General features: G+C 59.0%; 14 protein-coding genes. 9 read left to right on the top strand and 5 right to left on the bottom strand.

The window, feature by feature from the left end:
- Positions 1–1,152 carry a macrolide transporter subunit MacA gene (gene macA, locus C4J94_RS15830; RefSeq protein ID WP_124387046.1) on the top strand — a complete coding sequence of 384 codons (1,152 nt, stop codon included), beginning with the start codon at positions 1–3 and terminating at the stop codon, positions 1,150–1,152.
- Between the two features lie 3 nt (positions 1,153–1,155).
- Entirely contained in the window at positions 1,156–3,114 is a 1,959-nt protein-coding gene (locus tag C4J94_RS15825; protein WP_124387045.1) for a MacB family efflux pump subunit, read from the top strand.
- Positions 3,115–3,316: 202 nt separating this feature from the next.
- On the opposite strand, the gene C4J94_RS15820 is transcribed toward C4J94_RS15825, so the two are convergent.
- Together C4J94_RS15820 and C4J94_RS15815 are read right to left on the bottom strand one after the other, a co-directional pair.
- On the bottom strand, positions 3,317–3,988 hold the full coding sequence (locus C4J94_RS15820; protein WP_177413455.1) for a helix-turn-helix transcriptional regulator: 672 nt from the start codon (positions 3,986–3,988) through the stop codon (positions 3,317–3,319).
- A gap of 231 nt (positions 3,989–4,219) precedes the next feature.
- On the bottom strand, positions 4,220–5,464 hold the full coding sequence (locus C4J94_RS15815; RefSeq protein ID WP_124387043.1) for a methionine gamma-lyase: 1,245 nt from the start codon (positions 5,462–5,464) through the stop codon (positions 4,220–4,222).
- Between the two features lie 123 nt (positions 5,465–5,587).
- On the opposite strand from C4J94_RS15815, the gene C4J94_RS15810 reads away from it, so the two are divergent.
- Positions 5,588–6,058 (top strand): Lrp/AsnC family transcriptional regulator, encoded by a 471-nt coding sequence (locus C4J94_RS15810; protein WP_124387042.1) that lies wholly within the window; start codon positions 5,588–5,590, stop codon positions 6,056–6,058.
- A 23-nt stretch (positions 6,059–6,081) separates the two neighbouring features.
- Here C4J94_RS15810 and C4J94_RS15805 read toward each other — a convergent pair whose 3' ends face one another.
- Positions 6,082–7,494, bottom strand: a complete 1,413-nt coding sequence (locus C4J94_RS15805) for a PLP-dependent aminotransferase family protein (RefSeq protein WP_124387041.1) — start codon at positions 7,492–7,494, stop codon at positions 6,082–6,084.
- Between the two features lie 158 nt (positions 7,495–7,652).
- On the opposite strand from C4J94_RS15805, the gene C4J94_RS15800 reads away from it, so the two are divergent.
- The 5 genes from C4J94_RS15800 (at position 7,653) to C4J94_RS15780 (ending at position 11,834) form a co-directional block, all read left to right on the top strand.
- Positions 7,653–7,835, top strand: coding sequence for a rubredoxin (locus tag C4J94_RS15800; protein ID WP_124387040.1), 183 nt, complete (start codon positions 7,653–7,655; stop codon positions 7,833–7,835).
- 27 nt (positions 7,836–7,862) lie between these two features.
- On the top strand, positions 7,863–8,732 hold the full coding sequence (locus C4J94_RS15795; protein WP_124387039.1) for a sugar phosphate isomerase/epimerase family protein: 870 nt from the start codon (positions 7,863–7,865) through the stop codon (positions 8,730–8,732).
- A 53-nt stretch (positions 8,733–8,785) separates the two neighbouring features.
- The gene (locus C4J94_RS15790) at positions 8,786–9,418 is read left to right on the top strand and encodes a LysE family translocator (protein WP_124387038.1); all 633 of its coding nucleotides are present in this window, start codon (positions 8,786–8,788) and stop codon (positions 9,416–9,418) included.
- 79 nt (positions 9,419–9,497) lie between these two features.
- Entirely contained in the window at positions 9,498–10,544 is a 1,047-nt protein-coding gene (locus tag C4J94_RS15785; protein WP_124387037.1) for a diguanylate cyclase, read from the top strand.
- Between the two features lie 60 nt (positions 10,545–10,604).
- A complete protein-coding gene (locus tag C4J94_RS15780; protein ID WP_124387036.1) occupies positions 10,605–11,834 on the top strand; it encodes a M20/M25/M40 family metallo-hydrolase in 1,230 nt (409 codons plus the stop codon).
- A 181-nt stretch (positions 11,835–12,015) separates the two neighbouring features.
- On the opposite strand, the gene C4J94_RS15775 is transcribed toward C4J94_RS15780, so the two are convergent.
- Entirely contained in the window at positions 12,016–12,429 is a 414-nt protein-coding gene (locus C4J94_RS15775; protein ID WP_305955300.1) for a hypothetical protein, read from the bottom strand.
- A 400-nt stretch (positions 12,430–12,829) separates the two neighbouring features.
- Here C4J94_RS15775 and C4J94_RS15770 point away from each other — a divergent pair, with 400 nt between their 5' ends.
- On the top strand, positions 12,830–13,486 hold the full coding sequence (locus C4J94_RS15770; RefSeq protein WP_124387035.1) for a hypothetical protein: 657 nt from the start codon (positions 12,830–12,832) through the stop codon (positions 13,484–13,486).
- A gap of 340 nt (positions 13,487–13,826) precedes the next feature.
- Here C4J94_RS15770 and C4J94_RS15765 read toward each other — a convergent pair whose 3' ends face one another.
- On the bottom strand, positions 13,827–14,246 hold the full coding sequence (locus C4J94_RS15765) for a hypothetical protein (RefSeq protein WP_124387034.1): 420 nt from the start codon (positions 14,244–14,246) through the stop codon (positions 13,827–13,829).
- Between the last annotated feature and the right edge of the window lie 2 nt (positions 14,247–14,248).

Raw genomic sequence — 14,248 nt, 5'->3', positions numbered from 1 at the left:
ATGCAAAAGTCTAAGTTGCGCAAAATCGGCATGTTTGCAGTACTGGCCGTGGCCGTTGGCCTGATTATCTATACCGTAAAGGCCCCCGCCGATGCGCCCTTGTACCTCACTGCCACGGTCGAGCGCGGCGATATCGAGAACGCCGTTCTGGCCACCGGCCTGCTGGAGGGTGTCAAGCAAGTCGACGTCGGCGCCCAGGTCTCCGGCCAGTTGAAATCGCTCAAGGTCAAGGTCGGCGACAAGGTCAAAAAGGGCCAGTGGCTGGCCGAAATCGACCCGCTGATCCTGCAGAACACCCTGCGCAAAGCCCAGGTCGATGAGGAAAACCTGCAGGCCCAACGCCGCGCCACGGCGGCGCAGGTCAAGCAGGCCAAGTCGGTGTATGAACGCTACAAGGGCTTGCAGGACGATGAGTCGGTGTCGCGCCAGGACTTTGAAGATGCCGAGTCGACCTTCCAGGTGCAGCAGGCCAATCTGTTGGCCCTGGATGCCCAGATAAAGAGCGCGCACATCCAGATCGACACCGCCAAGATCAACCTGGACTACACCCGCATCAATGCGCCCATCGACGGTGATGTGGTGGGCATTGTCACCCAGGAAGGCCAGACCGTGATTGCCAGCCAGCTCGCGCCGGTACTGCTCAAGCTGGCCGACCTCGACACCATGACCGTCAAGGCCCAGGTCTCGGAAGCCGATGTGATTCACATCAGCCCTGGCCAGCAGGTGTATTTCACCATCCTCGGCGAAGCCGACAAACGCTACTACGCCAAGTTGCGCGGCACCGAACCTGCGCCGCAGAACTTCCTGGAAACCCAGACCGCCGGCACGCCCAAGCAGAATACGGCGGTGTTCTATAACGCGCTGTTCGACGTGCCCAACCCCGACCATCGCCTGCGCATCGCCATGACCGCCCAGGTGCGCATTGTGCTGGATACCGCCGAGGCTGCGCTGATGGTGCCGGTGGCGGCACTCGGGCCGCGCAATGCCGATGGCCGCTATGCGGTACGGGTGCTGGACGCCAAGGGCAAGGCGCTGGTGCGTGAGGTGACAACCGGCATCAACAATAACGTCAAGGTGCAGATCCTCGACGGCCTGGTCGAGGGCGATAAAGTCGTGATCGGCGACGCAACGCCTGCCGTGGCGGGGAACTGAGCCATGAGCCAACCTCTGCTGGAACTCAAGGGCATCACCCGCAGTTTCATGGCCGGTGAGCGCGAGTTCATTGCGCTCAAAGGCATCGACCTGACGATTCACGCCGGTGAGATGCTGGCGATCATCGGCGCGTCGGGTTCGGGTAAATCGACGCTGATGAATATCCTCGGCGGCCTGGATTACGCCACGGCGGGCAGCTACAGGATCAACGGCATCGAAACCCGCTCCCTGGGCGATGAGCAACTGGCGGAACTGCGCCGCGATTACTTCGGGTTCATCTTCCAGCGCTACCACCTGTTGGCGCACCTGAGTGCTTTGCACAATGTGGAAATGCCGGCGATTTACGCCGGCACCCCAGAAACCCAACGCCACAGCCGCGCACGGGATCTGCTCGCACGCCTAGGCCTGGCGGGGCATATCACTCATCGGCCGAGCCAGTTGTCCGGTGGCCAGCAGCAGCGCGTGAGTATCGCCCGGGCTTTGATGAACGGCGGTGAAGTGATCCTTGCCGACGAACCCACCGGGGCTCTTGATACCCAGAGTAGCAAGGAGGTGATGCGCATCCTCGCCGAGCTGCATGCGGCCGGGCAGACGGTGATCATCGTCACCCACGACCCCAAGGTGGCGGCCAATGCCCAGCGTATCGTCGAAGTGTGCGACGGCGAGATCGTCAGCGACAAGGCCAATCAGAGCGCCGTCGCGCAGTTGCCCAACGACGCGCCGGTCGAGCCCAGGCGCAGCGGCGCCCGGCGCTTGGTGGCGAGCCTGGGGTTGTTCAAGGAGGCGTTCAACATGGCCTGGGTCGCGCTGATCTCCCATCGCATGCGCACCTTGCTGACCATGCTCGGCATCGTTATCGGCATCACCTCGGTGGTGTCGATCTCGGCCATCGGCGAGGGCGCCAAGCGCTATGTGCTCAAGGACATCCAGGCCATCGGCAGCAACACCATCGATATTTTTTCCGGCACCAGTTTCGGTGACAGCCGCGCCTCGGCCATCGAGACCCTGATGCCTTCGGATGTGGACGCGTTGAACCAGCTGTATTACGTCGACAGCGCCACCCCGGTGGTGGGACGCAACCTGTTGCTGCGCTTTGGCAACATCGACGTGGATGCACAGGTCAACGGCGTCAGCGACCGTTACTTCAAGGTCAAGGGCCTCAAACTCGAAGCGGGTATCGCCTTCAGCGAAAGCGATGCACGGCGTCAGGCGCAGGTGGTGGTGATCGACCACAACACTCGGCAGCGCCTGTTCGGGCCGAACGTCGACCCGCTGGGCCAGGTCATCCTGGTCGGCAACCTGCCGTGCACGGTGATCGGGGTGACGGCGGACAACAAGAACATGTTTGCCGCCAGCAAGGCGTTGAATGTGTGGGTGCCGTATGAGACAGCGGCGGGGCGCTTGCTGGGCCAGCGCCATCTGGACAGCATCACCGTGCGCATCAAGGACGGCCAGCCGAGCAAGGTGGTGGAGGACAACGTCAATAAGCTCATGCTGCAACGCCACGGCACCAAGGATTTCTTCACCAACAACCTCGACAGCATCATGCAGACGGTACAGAAAACCAGCCGCTCGCTGGCGCTGTTGTTGTCATTGATCGCGGTGATTTCGTTGCTGGTGGGTGGCATCGGGGTGATGAATATCATGTTGGTGTCGGTCACCGAGCGCACCCGCGAGATTGGCATTCGCATGGCGGTAGGGGCGCGGCAGTCGGATATTCGTCAGCAGTTTCTGGTGGAGGCGGTGATGGTGTGTCTGATCGGCGGGATCATCGGCATCTCGTTGTCCTACGCCATCGGCTATCTGTTTTCGCTGTTCGTGAAGGAATGGGAAATGGTGTTTTCCGTGGGCTCGATCATCACCGCGTTTGCCTGCTCGACGCTGATCGGCATTGTGTTCGGCTTCGTACCGGCGCGCAACGCGGCACGACTGGACCCGATCGAGGCATTGGCCCGCGATTGACAACTGCCGACCGACGCAGATCAATGTGGGAGGGGGCTTGCCCCAATGCCAGTCAGTTAAGAAGCAGCAGAAGCGAGAAGCATCTGTGGCGAGGGAGCTTGCTCCCGCTGGGTCGCGCAGCGGCCCCAAACAATGGGCCTGCTGCGCAGTCCAGCGGGAGCTTGCTCCCGTGACGGCTCGGGAGCCCCCTCCCACATTTTTTTCAGAAGCTGGCGCTGTCGTCCGCCGAGTACATCCACCGCAACAACGAGTGCCGCCCGCTGATCCCCAGTTTGATCGCCGCGCGCTTGAGGTAGCTCTCGATGGTGTTGACCTTCAGCGCCAATTGCTCGGCCAACTCCGGCGCGGTGCGCCCGGCCAGCAGGCCCACGCACACTTCCAGCTCACGTTTGGACAGGGTCAGCCCCGATTGCACCAGCCGCTCCTGTATACGGCGGCGCAAGGTCTCGATGCCCTGGTGTTGCGATTCCATCGACGTATCGCCCGGAAGGCTTGGCTGGATCGCGCTGATGTGTTTTTCCACCATGGGCAGCAGCAGCGTGGAAAAGTCCTGCAGCATGCTGCGCTCTTGGGCCGAGAAGTTTTCGGAATCGTGGGAGCGGTACACCGACAGCACATAGCGCACATCATCTTTACGCCGGGTGAGGTGCAGTTGGGCGGCCGGTTGTTCCTCCCCCAATGCCAACGTCGAGTCGGTGTAGACCGGGCTGATCTTGCGGCGCGTGTCGCCTGCGGCATTCACTCGCAATTGTGTAATGTGTGTGGCGTCCACTGCCAATTGGGTGAGGATCAGGTCATGCAGCATGCGTGGGAAGTGGCGACTGCCGGTGCTGGCGATGACCTTGCCTAGATGTGGGAACAGGTGTGAGTTCATCAGTTCGTCCATGAGTTCCGGTTGCAGGCATTCGGCTCTATAGCGACGGGGATTAAGGTGCTAGCCAATGCGAATAACCTGCAGTGATGGTGCTGCCCGCCGAGACGTATGCTAGTACAGCCTGACCCAAGGGTGGGGATCCAATCGTCAAAAAAACCAGATTAAAAACGCATAACGGCGATCAGACTTGTCTGGTCGCCGTTGTGGGAAAGTCTCACGTCAGCCTGACGGTCATTTCATCGCGTGTGCGTCTAGCGAGGTTGGGCGCGCAACCGTACGTACGCACTTGGCCAACGCCTGCTGCACATCTGCCAACAGGTCGGCGACGTCCTCAAGCCCTACCGACAAGCGCACCAGCCCTTCGCTGATGCCGTGCTGTGCACGTTCCTCGGGAGTGTAGGTGGAGTGGGTCATGCTGGCCGGGTGCTGGGCCAGTGATTCGGCGTCGCCCAGGCTGACCGCGCGGGTGAACAGCTTGAGCGCGTTCATGAAGCGCCGACCCATGTCGACCCCGCCGGTGAGCTCAAAGGCAATCATGCCGCCGGCCTGTTTCATCTGGCGTGCCGCCAATTCGAATTGTGGGAAAGACGCCAGCCCAGGGTAGGTCACCCACCGCACGGCGGGGTGCGCCTGCAGCGCTTCAGCGATGGCCTGGGCGTTGCTGCAATGACGGTCCATGCGCAAGGCCAGCGTCTTGAGGCCGCGCATCAGCAAGGCGGCGTCCTGGGGGGACATCACCGCGCCGGTCAAATCCTTGAGCCCCTGCAGGCGAATACGTTGCGCCAGCGCCTGGTTGCTCACCGCGATGCCCGCGGTGATGTCGCCATGCCCGCTGAGGTATTTGGTGGCTGAGTGCACCACCACATCGGCGCCCAGTTCCAGAGGCCGTTGCAGGTAGGGCGTGCAATAGGTGTTATCGACCACCACGGTGACATTTGGCTGTTGATGGGCGAGCCGCGCCACGGCGGCGATGTCCACCAGGCGCAGTGTGGGGTTGGCCGGGGTTTCGCAGTAGATCATGCGGGTGGCGGGAGAGAGTGCTGCTTGCAGGGCGGTCAGGTCGGTGAGGTCGACATGGCGCACCTTGATACCAAATTCGCCAATGCCATGGTGCAACAGGGCGAAGGTGCAGCCGTAGAGGGTCTGGCTGACGATCACCTCGTCTCCAGGGCGCAACAAGGTCCAGAACGTCGCCGCAATCGCGCCCATGCCGGAACTGAAGGCCACCGCCGCCTCGCCGTTTTCCAGGGTAGCCATGCGTGATTCCAGCAGGGCCAGGGTCGGGTTGGAAATGCGCGTATAGAAGTGCCCGCTGGCTTCCCCGGCAAAGCAGGCGGCGCCGTACTCGGCGGTGGGAAAAACGAAGGTGGCCGACAGGTAGATCGGCGGTACGAGCGCGCCGTGATGGTCCTTGGGGTCGTAACCGTGGTGAATGGCGCGGGTAGAAAAGCCGAACGCAGGGTGTTTATTGTTCATATCAGGCGCTCCTTATTTCCTACAATGCTATGCTCATAACCAGCGTTGAACGTTGCGAAAAAGCCCGCAAATGCGGGCGTCCATGCAAGAAAAATCGATAAAGACAATAAATAGAGGCACGTTATGCCCGCCCATCTGGACCGCACCGATAAAGCCCTGTTAAACGCGTTGCAGAGCAATGCCCGCCTGACCGTGGCCGAACTGGCCGACCGCGTGGCCCTGACCACTTCGCCGTGCTGGCGACGGGTGCGCAATCTGGAAGAAAGTGGAGTGATCAGCGGTTACCAGGCGATCCTCTCACCCAAGGCCCTGGGCTATGGGGTGACTGCCTTCGTCAGCATCATGATGGACAGCCACACACAGGAAATCGCGCGGGCGTTCGAGCAGCGGCTGTTGGCGATTCCGCAGATCGTGGCCTGTCATAACGTGTCAGGGCGTTATGACTTCTTGCTCGAAGTGGTGGCCAAGGACCTGGAGTCGTTCGGCGAATTTGCCAGGGAAGTCCTGCAGACGTTGCCCTGTGTGAAAGAAATCTACTCGAGCTTTTCCTACAAGTCGGTGCGGCCGTTGCGGGTGATTCCGTTGCCGGATTGACGCAACCGTTTACCCGCCGCCGGTCAAGCTGACCGTACCGCCTTGACCAGCAGCGCCTCGAACACCCGCTGCACCCGTGGCTCGTCAGTATGGGCCACGTTGAAGCGCATCAAGTCGCGGTGCGCCGGGTCGTAGCCAAACAGCGTGCCGGGCGCCAGCACCATGCTGCGCTTCAAGGCTTCCTGGGCCAGCACTTCGCCGTTGACCCCAGGCGGCAGGCGCGCCCAGATGAACATGCCGCCTTCAAACGCCATCGGCAGCTCGCAGCCGCAGCGCTTGAGCCATTGCTCGACGCGCCCGCCGGCTTCCATCAAGCGCTGGACCATGCGCTTGCGGTGCTTGGCATAGCTGCCTTCACTGAGCATGCGGTACACGATCTGCTCGAACAGCTCCGAGGTCACGCCGCCGCTCATCAACTTCATATTGGTCAGGTTGGCCGCCAGTTGCGGCGCGGCCACCACGTAACTAACGCGGGTGTTGGCACTGAGGATCTTCGAGAACCCCGACAGGTAGGTGACCTGGTCCAGCCCGGCGACGACGGCCAGGCGCGGCGGTGGATTGGGGTGCAGGTCGCCATAGAGGTCATCTTCGACGATATGGCAGTGGTACTGCTGGGTCAGTTGCAGCAGGCGAAACGCTTGGCTTGGGCTGAAGGAATGGCCGGTGGGGTTATGCAAGACGCTGGTGGTCAGGTACAGGCTGGGGCGGTGCTCGGCGAGCAGCTGTTCGAGGGCAGTGAAGTCAAAGCCGTCGGGGCGCCGTTCCAGGGTCACCACCTTGACGCCGTGCAGGGCCAGGTTGGCGTGGAAGTTGAAATAGCAGGGCGCGTCCAGCAACACCGTGTCACCAGGACGCACCAGCAGACGCATGAGCATGTCCAGACCTTGCACGGTGTTGGGCGTGGTGATGATCTGTTCCACCGGTACCGACAGTCCGTCGCCGTGCAGTTTCTGTTGCAGCGCCTGGCGCAGCGGCAGCAGCCCGGCCGGCGTGCCGAGCCCGGCAAGGCGCAGCGACGGCGCACGCACTACGCTGCGCATGGTTTGGCGGATCGCTTCGCCGTTCAACCAGTCTTCCGGCAGGTGGCCGCCACCGGGGCGAAGTTCACCACTGGCGGTCGCCAGGGGGCGGCGCAACACGCTTAGCAGGTCCTGGGGCAGCAGGTCGACCCAGGTCGCCGCAGCCGGGCGCGCGCTGTCCATCGCCACGAAATAGCCACGGCCCTGGCTTGAGGTGAGCAGGTTGCGCCCGCGCAGGCGGTCCAGGGCTTCATTGAGGGTGAACTTGCTGACACCGAGGATTTCGGTCAACTCACGCACCGACGGCAACTTGCTGCCGGGCGCCCATTCACCGGCCTCGATGGCCTGGCTGAAGGCTTCCACGATCTGCTGGACCTTGGGTGTGCCTTCCATAAAGGCGATGGCGGATACCAACATGAAGCGTCCTTAGGTTTGCCGGTGCTTTTACCGGTGAAGTTAGGCCGAATTAGGCATCACTTTACCTGCCTGGCGCAATGCCATTCCCCTAGACTGCCCGCCATCTCGCCAGGAGTTGGCGAAATTTCCTACAAGCGAGCAATGGATTCTGCATTCTCATGAAGACTTATATGTGTGCACCCTGCGGTTTTATGTACGTGGAAGAATTGGGTATTCCGGAGGACGGAATACCCGCAGGCACCCCTTGGGAAGAGGTGCCTGAAGACTGGACATGCCCCGATTGCGGCGTGACCAAGGCCGATTTCATGGCCATCGAACTCGCTGAACCTCTACACGCCTGACCCTCCATCAACGAAAGGAATCGCTCCATGGAAAGCAAACTGATCAACCCTGCCGTGCCGTTCTGTACCGGTGTGGCCCACCAGAAATACCTGGACGCTGAACAGGGTCTGCAAACCGCCATTGAAGGCCAGTGCACCCACTGGTATGTCGACGGCAGCCTGTTTGGCGAAATGGTCGATGACTGGACCGACGCGCGCATCGAAAGCCTGCAGGCGCAGATCGCCGCCAGCGGCGTCCAGCCGATTTTCCACGGTAATTTCAAGGCGCCGCTGGGCAGTGACGTCGAGGCTTTCCGCTCGGCGGCGGTGGCCTACGTAAAGAAGGAAATCGATATCGCCAGTCGCCTGGGCGCGCCGCTGATCATTCACGGTGGCTGCATCGTCGAGCCGAAAATGGTGCTCAAGGCCAAGAAGGTCGCCCTGGAGCACTACCTCAAGTCAGTCCAGGAACTGGCCACTTACGCGGCGGGCAAGGGCACGGATATCTACCTGGAAAACCTGTCCAACTACGTCAACTATCGCCCGTTCCACTACATCTTCACCCACGAGGCCGAATACGCTTTCGTGTTCGAGCGCCTGCAAGCCCACGACAATGTGTTTTTCTTCCTCGATGCCGGCCACGCCAACATTGAGAACGGCCTGCCGGCGGCCGTGGTGCGCAAGTATCACCACTTGATCAAGGGCATTTCCTTCAGCAACAACAACGGGGTGCAAGACCAGCACTTCGGCATTCATGACGGCAACTGCGACTACGCCGACGTGATGCAGGCCATCGTGGAAACCAACTGGAAAGGCCTGGTGGCGTTCGAAACCCGCAACCAGACCGCCAAGGCCGCCCTGGCTGACCTGGCCTTGATGTACCGCGAATCCCTGACGACCGAAATCGCGGTCGCCTGATGTCCATCATGGGCGCGCGCGTGCAGCGTGCGCCCCCTTCAAGGTCCCGGACCATGACAAGTGCGTTAACCCTGTCTTCGTTTCTCTACTTTCTGTTGTTCTGCGCGACCATGACCTTCAGTCCCGGCCCCATGACCCTGCTGTTGTTGAGCCTGGGCTTGAAGGACGGCCTGCGCAGTTCGATTCCGGCGCAGATCGGCGCCAGTGTGTCGTACCTGATTTCGATCCTGATCTTTGCCGTGGGCTTCTCGGAACTGATCAAGGGCAACCTCGCAATTACCCAGGCCATCCAGTTTGTCGGCGTGGCCTACATTCTTTATCTGGCCTACAAGCAGTGGACCAGCAGCGGCGTGTCGATCGACAAGGCCGGCGCCGTGGAGGGCTCGCGCAGCCTGTTCGGCAAGGGTTTGCTGACCGGCTTTTCCAACCCCAAGACCATCATCATGTTCAGCGCTGTGTTCCCGCAGTTTGCCGGGGGTGGGGAGCACAGCTCGGCGGCGGACATCGCCATCCTCGGCTTGACCTTCCTGTTGCTGCAATTTGCCAGTGGTTGCCTGTACTGCTATTTCGGCCAGCGCATCAAGCATGTGCTGGAAAACCCCAAGCGGCGAGTGTTGTTGCAGCGGATCACGGCGGTGATGTTGCTGGGTGTGGCATTGATGCTGGCACGCGGGTTTTCGCACTGAAGCATTAACCGGTAAGCAGTAGTGGCGATTTGACGTTGCCCTGATAGACTCCAGGCATTCACCCAGGATTGCCCCCATCATGCCAGCCGCCGGAGGAAACGGACTTCCGCTCGCTTCGCGCTTGTACAAATCCCGCCTCCTGGGGCTGACGCTCGGCTTTGTTTGCGTGGCGTTCGGCATGTATCCGCTGAACCCGTCCCTCTGGGTGTGGGCCTGGATGCTGATCAACGCATTTGCATGGCCGCACCTGGCGTTTCAAGCGTCGTTGCGTGCCGCTCATACCCTGCGCAGTGAGCGCCGCAACCTGTTGTTCGATTCCTTCTGCGGCGGCTTCTGGGTTGGCGCGATGCACTTCAACCCGCTGCCCAGCATCACCACCTTGTCGATGATGAGCATGAACAACGTCGCCATCGGCGGGCCGCGCTTCATGCTGGCGGGGTGGGTGGCCCAGGCGCTGGGCATCGCCACGGCGCTGCTGATGTTCGCGCCGGCATTTGTCGTGGTCACCACCCAGGCCCAGTTGTTTGCCTGCCTGCCGATCCTGATGCTATATCCCCTGGCCCTGGGCTGGATCTGCTACCGCCAGGCCGTGACCCTGGCGCGGCACAAGCGCGAACTGCTGGCCCTGAGCCGCACCGACAGCCTGTCGGGCCTGCTCAACCACGGCGCCTGGAAAGACCACCTGGAAATCGAATTCCAGCGTTGCCGCCGTGGCCCGGCCGGCGCCGCCATCGCGCTGATCGATATCGACCACTTCAAGATCATCAACGACACCTATGGCCATGTCACCGGCGATATCGTCCTGCGCCAGCTGAGCAAAGTCTTGCGCCAGAACCTGCGCGCCACCGACCTGGCCGGGCGCTACGGTGGCGATGAGTTCTGCGTGATCCTGCCGGACATGCCGCTCAACCGTGCCACTGAAGTGATGGATGCCCTGCGTGATCGGTTCAACGCCTTGGCCTACGCCCAGGACCCGACCTTGCGCGCCAGCTTGAGCATCGGCCTGGCGCTGTATCAGCCGAGCCACGCCGACTCCACCAGTTGGCTCAACGATGCCGATCAGGCGTTGTACGAAGCCAAAAGCAGCGGGCGCAACCGGGTCAGCTCGCTGCAAGGGGCTTGGTAGCGGTCCGTTGAGTGGGGTAGGGTGTGGCGGCACCCTATCAACAAAAACAAGGATCGGTTCATGCTCTTCATCTTCCCTCGTACCCTTCTGGCCGCCACCCTGGCTTTGTCCTTCGCCGTGCCGGCCTACAGCGCCGAACCCCACAAGCAGATCCAGGCGGACGCCGAACAGTACAAGGGCGAGGCCCTGAAACTGCTGGAGCGCCTGGTGAATATCGACTCAGGCTCTGGCTACGAGCCGGGCCTGACCCAAGTGCGCGATATTGCCGTGGATGAATTGAAACAGTTGGGTTTCAGCATTGAGCTGGTACCGGACAAAGCCGCCAACAACAGCCATGTGATCGCCACCCTGAAGGGCACTGGCAAGGCCAAAATCCTGCTGATGGCGCACATGGACACCGTATTCAAGGAAGGCTCGGCCGCCGAACGCCCGTTCCACATCAAGGACGGCCGCGCCTATGGTCCCGGCGTGATGGACGACAAAGGCGGTATCGTCGCCGGTATCTACGCGTTGAAAGTCCTGAAAAACCAGGGCTTCAAGGACTATGCGCAAATCACCTTCCTGCTCGACGCCAGCGAAGAGACCGGCTCCGAGGCCGCGTCCGAACTGATCCGCAACACCGCCAAGGGCCACGACGTAACCCTCAACCTGGAACCCGGCCGCCCAGCCGACGGCCTGGTGGTCTGGCGCAAAGGCAGCGCCACCGCCGTGGTGGAAGTCAAAGGCAAAGCCGCCCACGCCGGCGTTGCCCCGGAGTTGGGGCGCAACGCCGCCATGGAGGTCGCACACCAGATCCTGCAACTGGGCAAGCTGGGCGACGCCGAGAAGAAAACCACCATCAACTTCACCGTGCTCAAGGCCGGCGACCGCACCAACGTCATCCCCGACCAGGCCACCGCCAAGGCCGACGTACGCGCCGCGTTGCCGGAAGAATTCGACCGCATCGAGAAAGACCTGGCGCGGGTTTCAGCGGACAAACTCATCCCCGAAACCGAAGTCAAGACCAGCCTGCAGCGCGGCTTGCCGCCGATGCCGCAAACGGCCGAGTCGGACAAATTGGTCGCGATTGCCCAGGGCATCTACGGAGAACTGGGTAAAACCCTGACCATTGAAGGCAGCGGCGGCGCGGCGGATGCGAGCTTATCGGCCGGGGTCGGGACGCCGACCCTGGATGGGTTTGGCATAGTGGGTGGGAATATTCACACGCCTGAGGAATATGCCGAGGTGGAAAGTGTGGCGCCGCGGGTTTATCTGTTGAGTCGGATGATCATGGAGCTTTCCAAACGCTGAGCAGTTCATGCCCCTGTGGCGAGGGAGCTTGCTCCCGTTGGGCTGCGCAGCAGCCCTGAACCCTGCGCTGCCAACTTGACTGAGACACCGCATTGCCCTGATGGGCCGCTTCGCGGCCCATCGCGAGCAAGCTCGCTCGCCACAGGGGGATTGTGGTTTTTCAGGGAGCGTGGCGGCGTTTTTACCAAGTGGATTGGTCTTCGTTGCTGGCTTTTTGAAGGTCGTCTTTCCAAACCTTATTGGCGAGTCGGTAGATGTCGGCGAAGAAACCTCGGCGGTCGGCTATTTCTGTTTCGTCCCAGGCCATAGTTATATGTTCGTCGTAATCGCTTTCGAATTCTTTGGCGAAGTCAAATTCAGAGTTTTTTAAAGCAGCTTGAAGCATTGTTATTAATATGAAGCGATGCCTGTAAGTAAGGTACATAAGATCTTTAAGGATGAAATTCTTTATTGTTATTTCTCGCTCTTTGGCGTCGTTAGGGTTATATCTCCAGAGCGCTTCGCCTTTGGTTTCTTCAAGGTCATATATTGACAGTGCTGCCAAAATATAAGAGAACTTGGGCGTAAAAGGCATATTTCCAAATGGCGATTTCAATGTTGTGACCTCAGTACGGAAATGCAGTGAATGGGCGAATTGTCCTCGTTGTCGAATCTGACTTCGACGTTATATATTACTTAAACTACCTGAAACACTCCATCGCCTTGATTGGGGCAGCTTCGCGGGCCAGCGCAAGCATGGGGTTGCTCGATTCTTGAGAATGCGTTGTAGGATTTTTCGATTTTATCGGCGGGATCTTGTTGTCGAGGGTTTCTTGTATTAGGGGTGGGGCAATTTAAATTATTGATGCCTAGCGGTTAGATACATTTAGCTACAAATCGGTAAAACGCACTGACGGCGTGCGTTACAGGTCTGTGCGCAAGACATTGCGCATTTAATCTGAGGTATAACATGTTTTAACGCGAGACCACCGGTCGCAGTAATCATAAGGATAAACATGCAATCCCCGTTTCTTTTAACTGTTGTTGAATACGAGCGAACCACCTCTTTACGTGAACGCATGCGCACCGCAGGTTGTGTGTTTGAATTTGTAGTCTTTTCTCCAAAGCCCAATACTGTTGTTGATGAGCATATCCATCGGCAGGCTTTATTAGGAATGAGTTGCTATCAGGCTGCTGCATACAGAACGCCAGAGCTGGCGGAGACAGGCGACTATCTTCCTTCTCACTATGCTCCGATTCCGGATTGGGATTGGGATGTGGAGCGTGCGGACGCTGCGCCGTTGACCTTAGCTGAAGTCCAAAACCTGACGCTTATGCAAAAAAATCTATTCGGTCCTACTGCGCTCTATAGGGCTTTTTGCCATCCGCCTTATAGCGCTCAGTTTAAAAGAGGTGAGAGTGAGGCTCAGTCTTTATATTGTGAATGGTTGCAGTTGCTTGGTATTGAAGCACAGAACGACGTTGTGGTCATAAATTGGGTGGATGCGTATGAGGAAAAATGGGGACGGCGACCAGACGGTAGTCTGCCAGTAGAGCGGCCTTGGGATGAGTTTTTCGAATGGGGGTTGGAGTGGTGGGGCATATGGTGCCTGACCGTGTGGAATCCAAGAAAAAATACTCTAAGTATATTGGTTGCGAGCACTTCAGATTAATTTTTATCCCTGCTGGTGTTCCCGCAATCGAGAGCGGGCAGGCTTGCTCTCGATCTGTTTCGTGGTGTTTCTGCCAATGCGCCAGCAAGATTAAGGTCAGTGGGATTATTTTGTTATTTGATGATCTCCTGTTGCCAAAAATCAATACGATGTGGATAAGCTATAGCTTTTTGTGTTATTTTTTTCGACATGCTGGTGGCAACCTAAGTTTTTAATACAGGACTTAGCTGTTCGCTGCGCTGGGTTTTAGTATGGCTCTTTAATACTGTCGTGCGGCCTTCGTGCGCGAGTAAATTCTTTTACTGCAAGGTACGGTATTCTTTGCAGAACTGTATTGGTTTTACCATGTTGATTGATCTTCGAGGCCGGCTTTTTCGAGATCGTCTTTCCAGGTCTCGTTGGCCAGGCGATAGATGTCGGCGAAGAAACCTCGCGGGTCGGCTATTTCTGTTTCATCCCAAGCCATGGTTGAATATTTTTCTGGGTCATCCTCAAAGTAAGAGTGAAAATTGAAGTTTTGTGTGTTTAGCGCGATAGATAAGTTCTGCGTTAATTTATATCTGTGTCGATAGGAGAGTTTTTTATATGGATCTAGGCAATACTTTGTTATGAGGGTTTCTCTATCTTTACTGTCATTTGGGTTGTAGCAGGCGAGCTCTTTTCCCTTGGTTTCCTCTCTATCATAAATATCAAAAACCCCCACAAAATAGTAAAGGCTGGCGTCGAAGGGTACAGTGTCGGAGCCTGGGTGAAATAACATTT

Origin of the sequence: Pseudomonas sp. R5-89-07 (assembly GCF_003851685.1) — a bacterium.
GTDB lineage: Bacteria > Pseudomonadota > Gammaproteobacteria > Pseudomonadales > Pseudomonadaceae > Aquipseudomonas.
Note: the sequence above shows the minus strand (reverse complement) of the source record. Positions and strands in the feature narration are given on the sequence as shown.

What these genes read in the sequence shown, in the direction of transcription:
- macA (WP_124387046.1), top strand. Translation starts at nt 1, where the DNA reads ATGCAAAAGTCTAAGTTGCGCAAAATCGGCATGTTTGCAGTACTGGCC.
- C4J94_RS15825 (WP_124387045.1), top strand. Translation starts at nt 1,156, where the DNA reads ATGAGCCAACCTCTGCTGGAACTCAAGGGCATCACCCGCAGTTTCATG.
- C4J94_RS15820 (WP_177413455.1), bottom strand. Translation starts at nt 3,988, where the DNA reads ATGAACTCACACCTGTTCCCACATCTAGGCAAGGTCATCGCCAGCACC.
- C4J94_RS15815 (WP_124387043.1), bottom strand. Translation starts at nt 5,464, where the DNA reads ATGAACAATAAACACCCTGCGTTCGGCTTTTCTACCCGCGCCATTCAC.
- C4J94_RS15810 (WP_124387042.1), top strand. Translation starts at nt 5,588, where the DNA reads ATGCCCGCCCATCTGGACCGCACCGATAAAGCCCTGTTAAACGCGTTG.
- C4J94_RS15805 (WP_124387041.1), bottom strand. Translation starts at nt 7,494, where the DNA reads ATGTTGGTATCCGCCATCGCCTTTATGGAAGGCACACCCAAGGTCCAG.
- C4J94_RS15800 (WP_124387040.1), top strand. Translation starts at nt 7,653, where the DNA reads ATGAAGACTTATATGTGTGCACCCTGCGGTTTTATGTACGTGGAAGAA.
- C4J94_RS15795 (WP_124387039.1), top strand. Translation starts at nt 7,863, where the DNA reads ATGGAAAGCAAACTGATCAACCCTGCCGTGCCGTTCTGTACCGGTGTG.
- C4J94_RS15790 (WP_124387038.1), top strand. Translation starts at nt 8,786, where the DNA reads ATGACAAGTGCGTTAACCCTGTCTTCGTTTCTCTACTTTCTGTTGTTC.
- C4J94_RS15785 (WP_124387037.1), top strand. Translation starts at nt 9,498, where the DNA reads ATGCCAGCCGCCGGAGGAAACGGACTTCCGCTCGCTTCGCGCTTGTAC.
- C4J94_RS15780 (WP_124387036.1), top strand. Translation starts at nt 10,605, where the DNA reads ATGCTCTTCATCTTCCCTCGTACCCTTCTGGCCGCCACCCTGGCTTTG.
- C4J94_RS15770 (WP_124387035.1), top strand. Translation starts at nt 12,830, where the DNA reads ATGCAATCCCCGTTTCTTTTAACTGTTGTTGAATACGAGCGAACCACC.
- C4J94_RS15765 (WP_124387034.1), bottom strand. Translation starts at nt 14,246, where the DNA reads ATGTTATTTCACCCAGGCTCCGACACTGTACCCTTCGACGCCAGCCTT.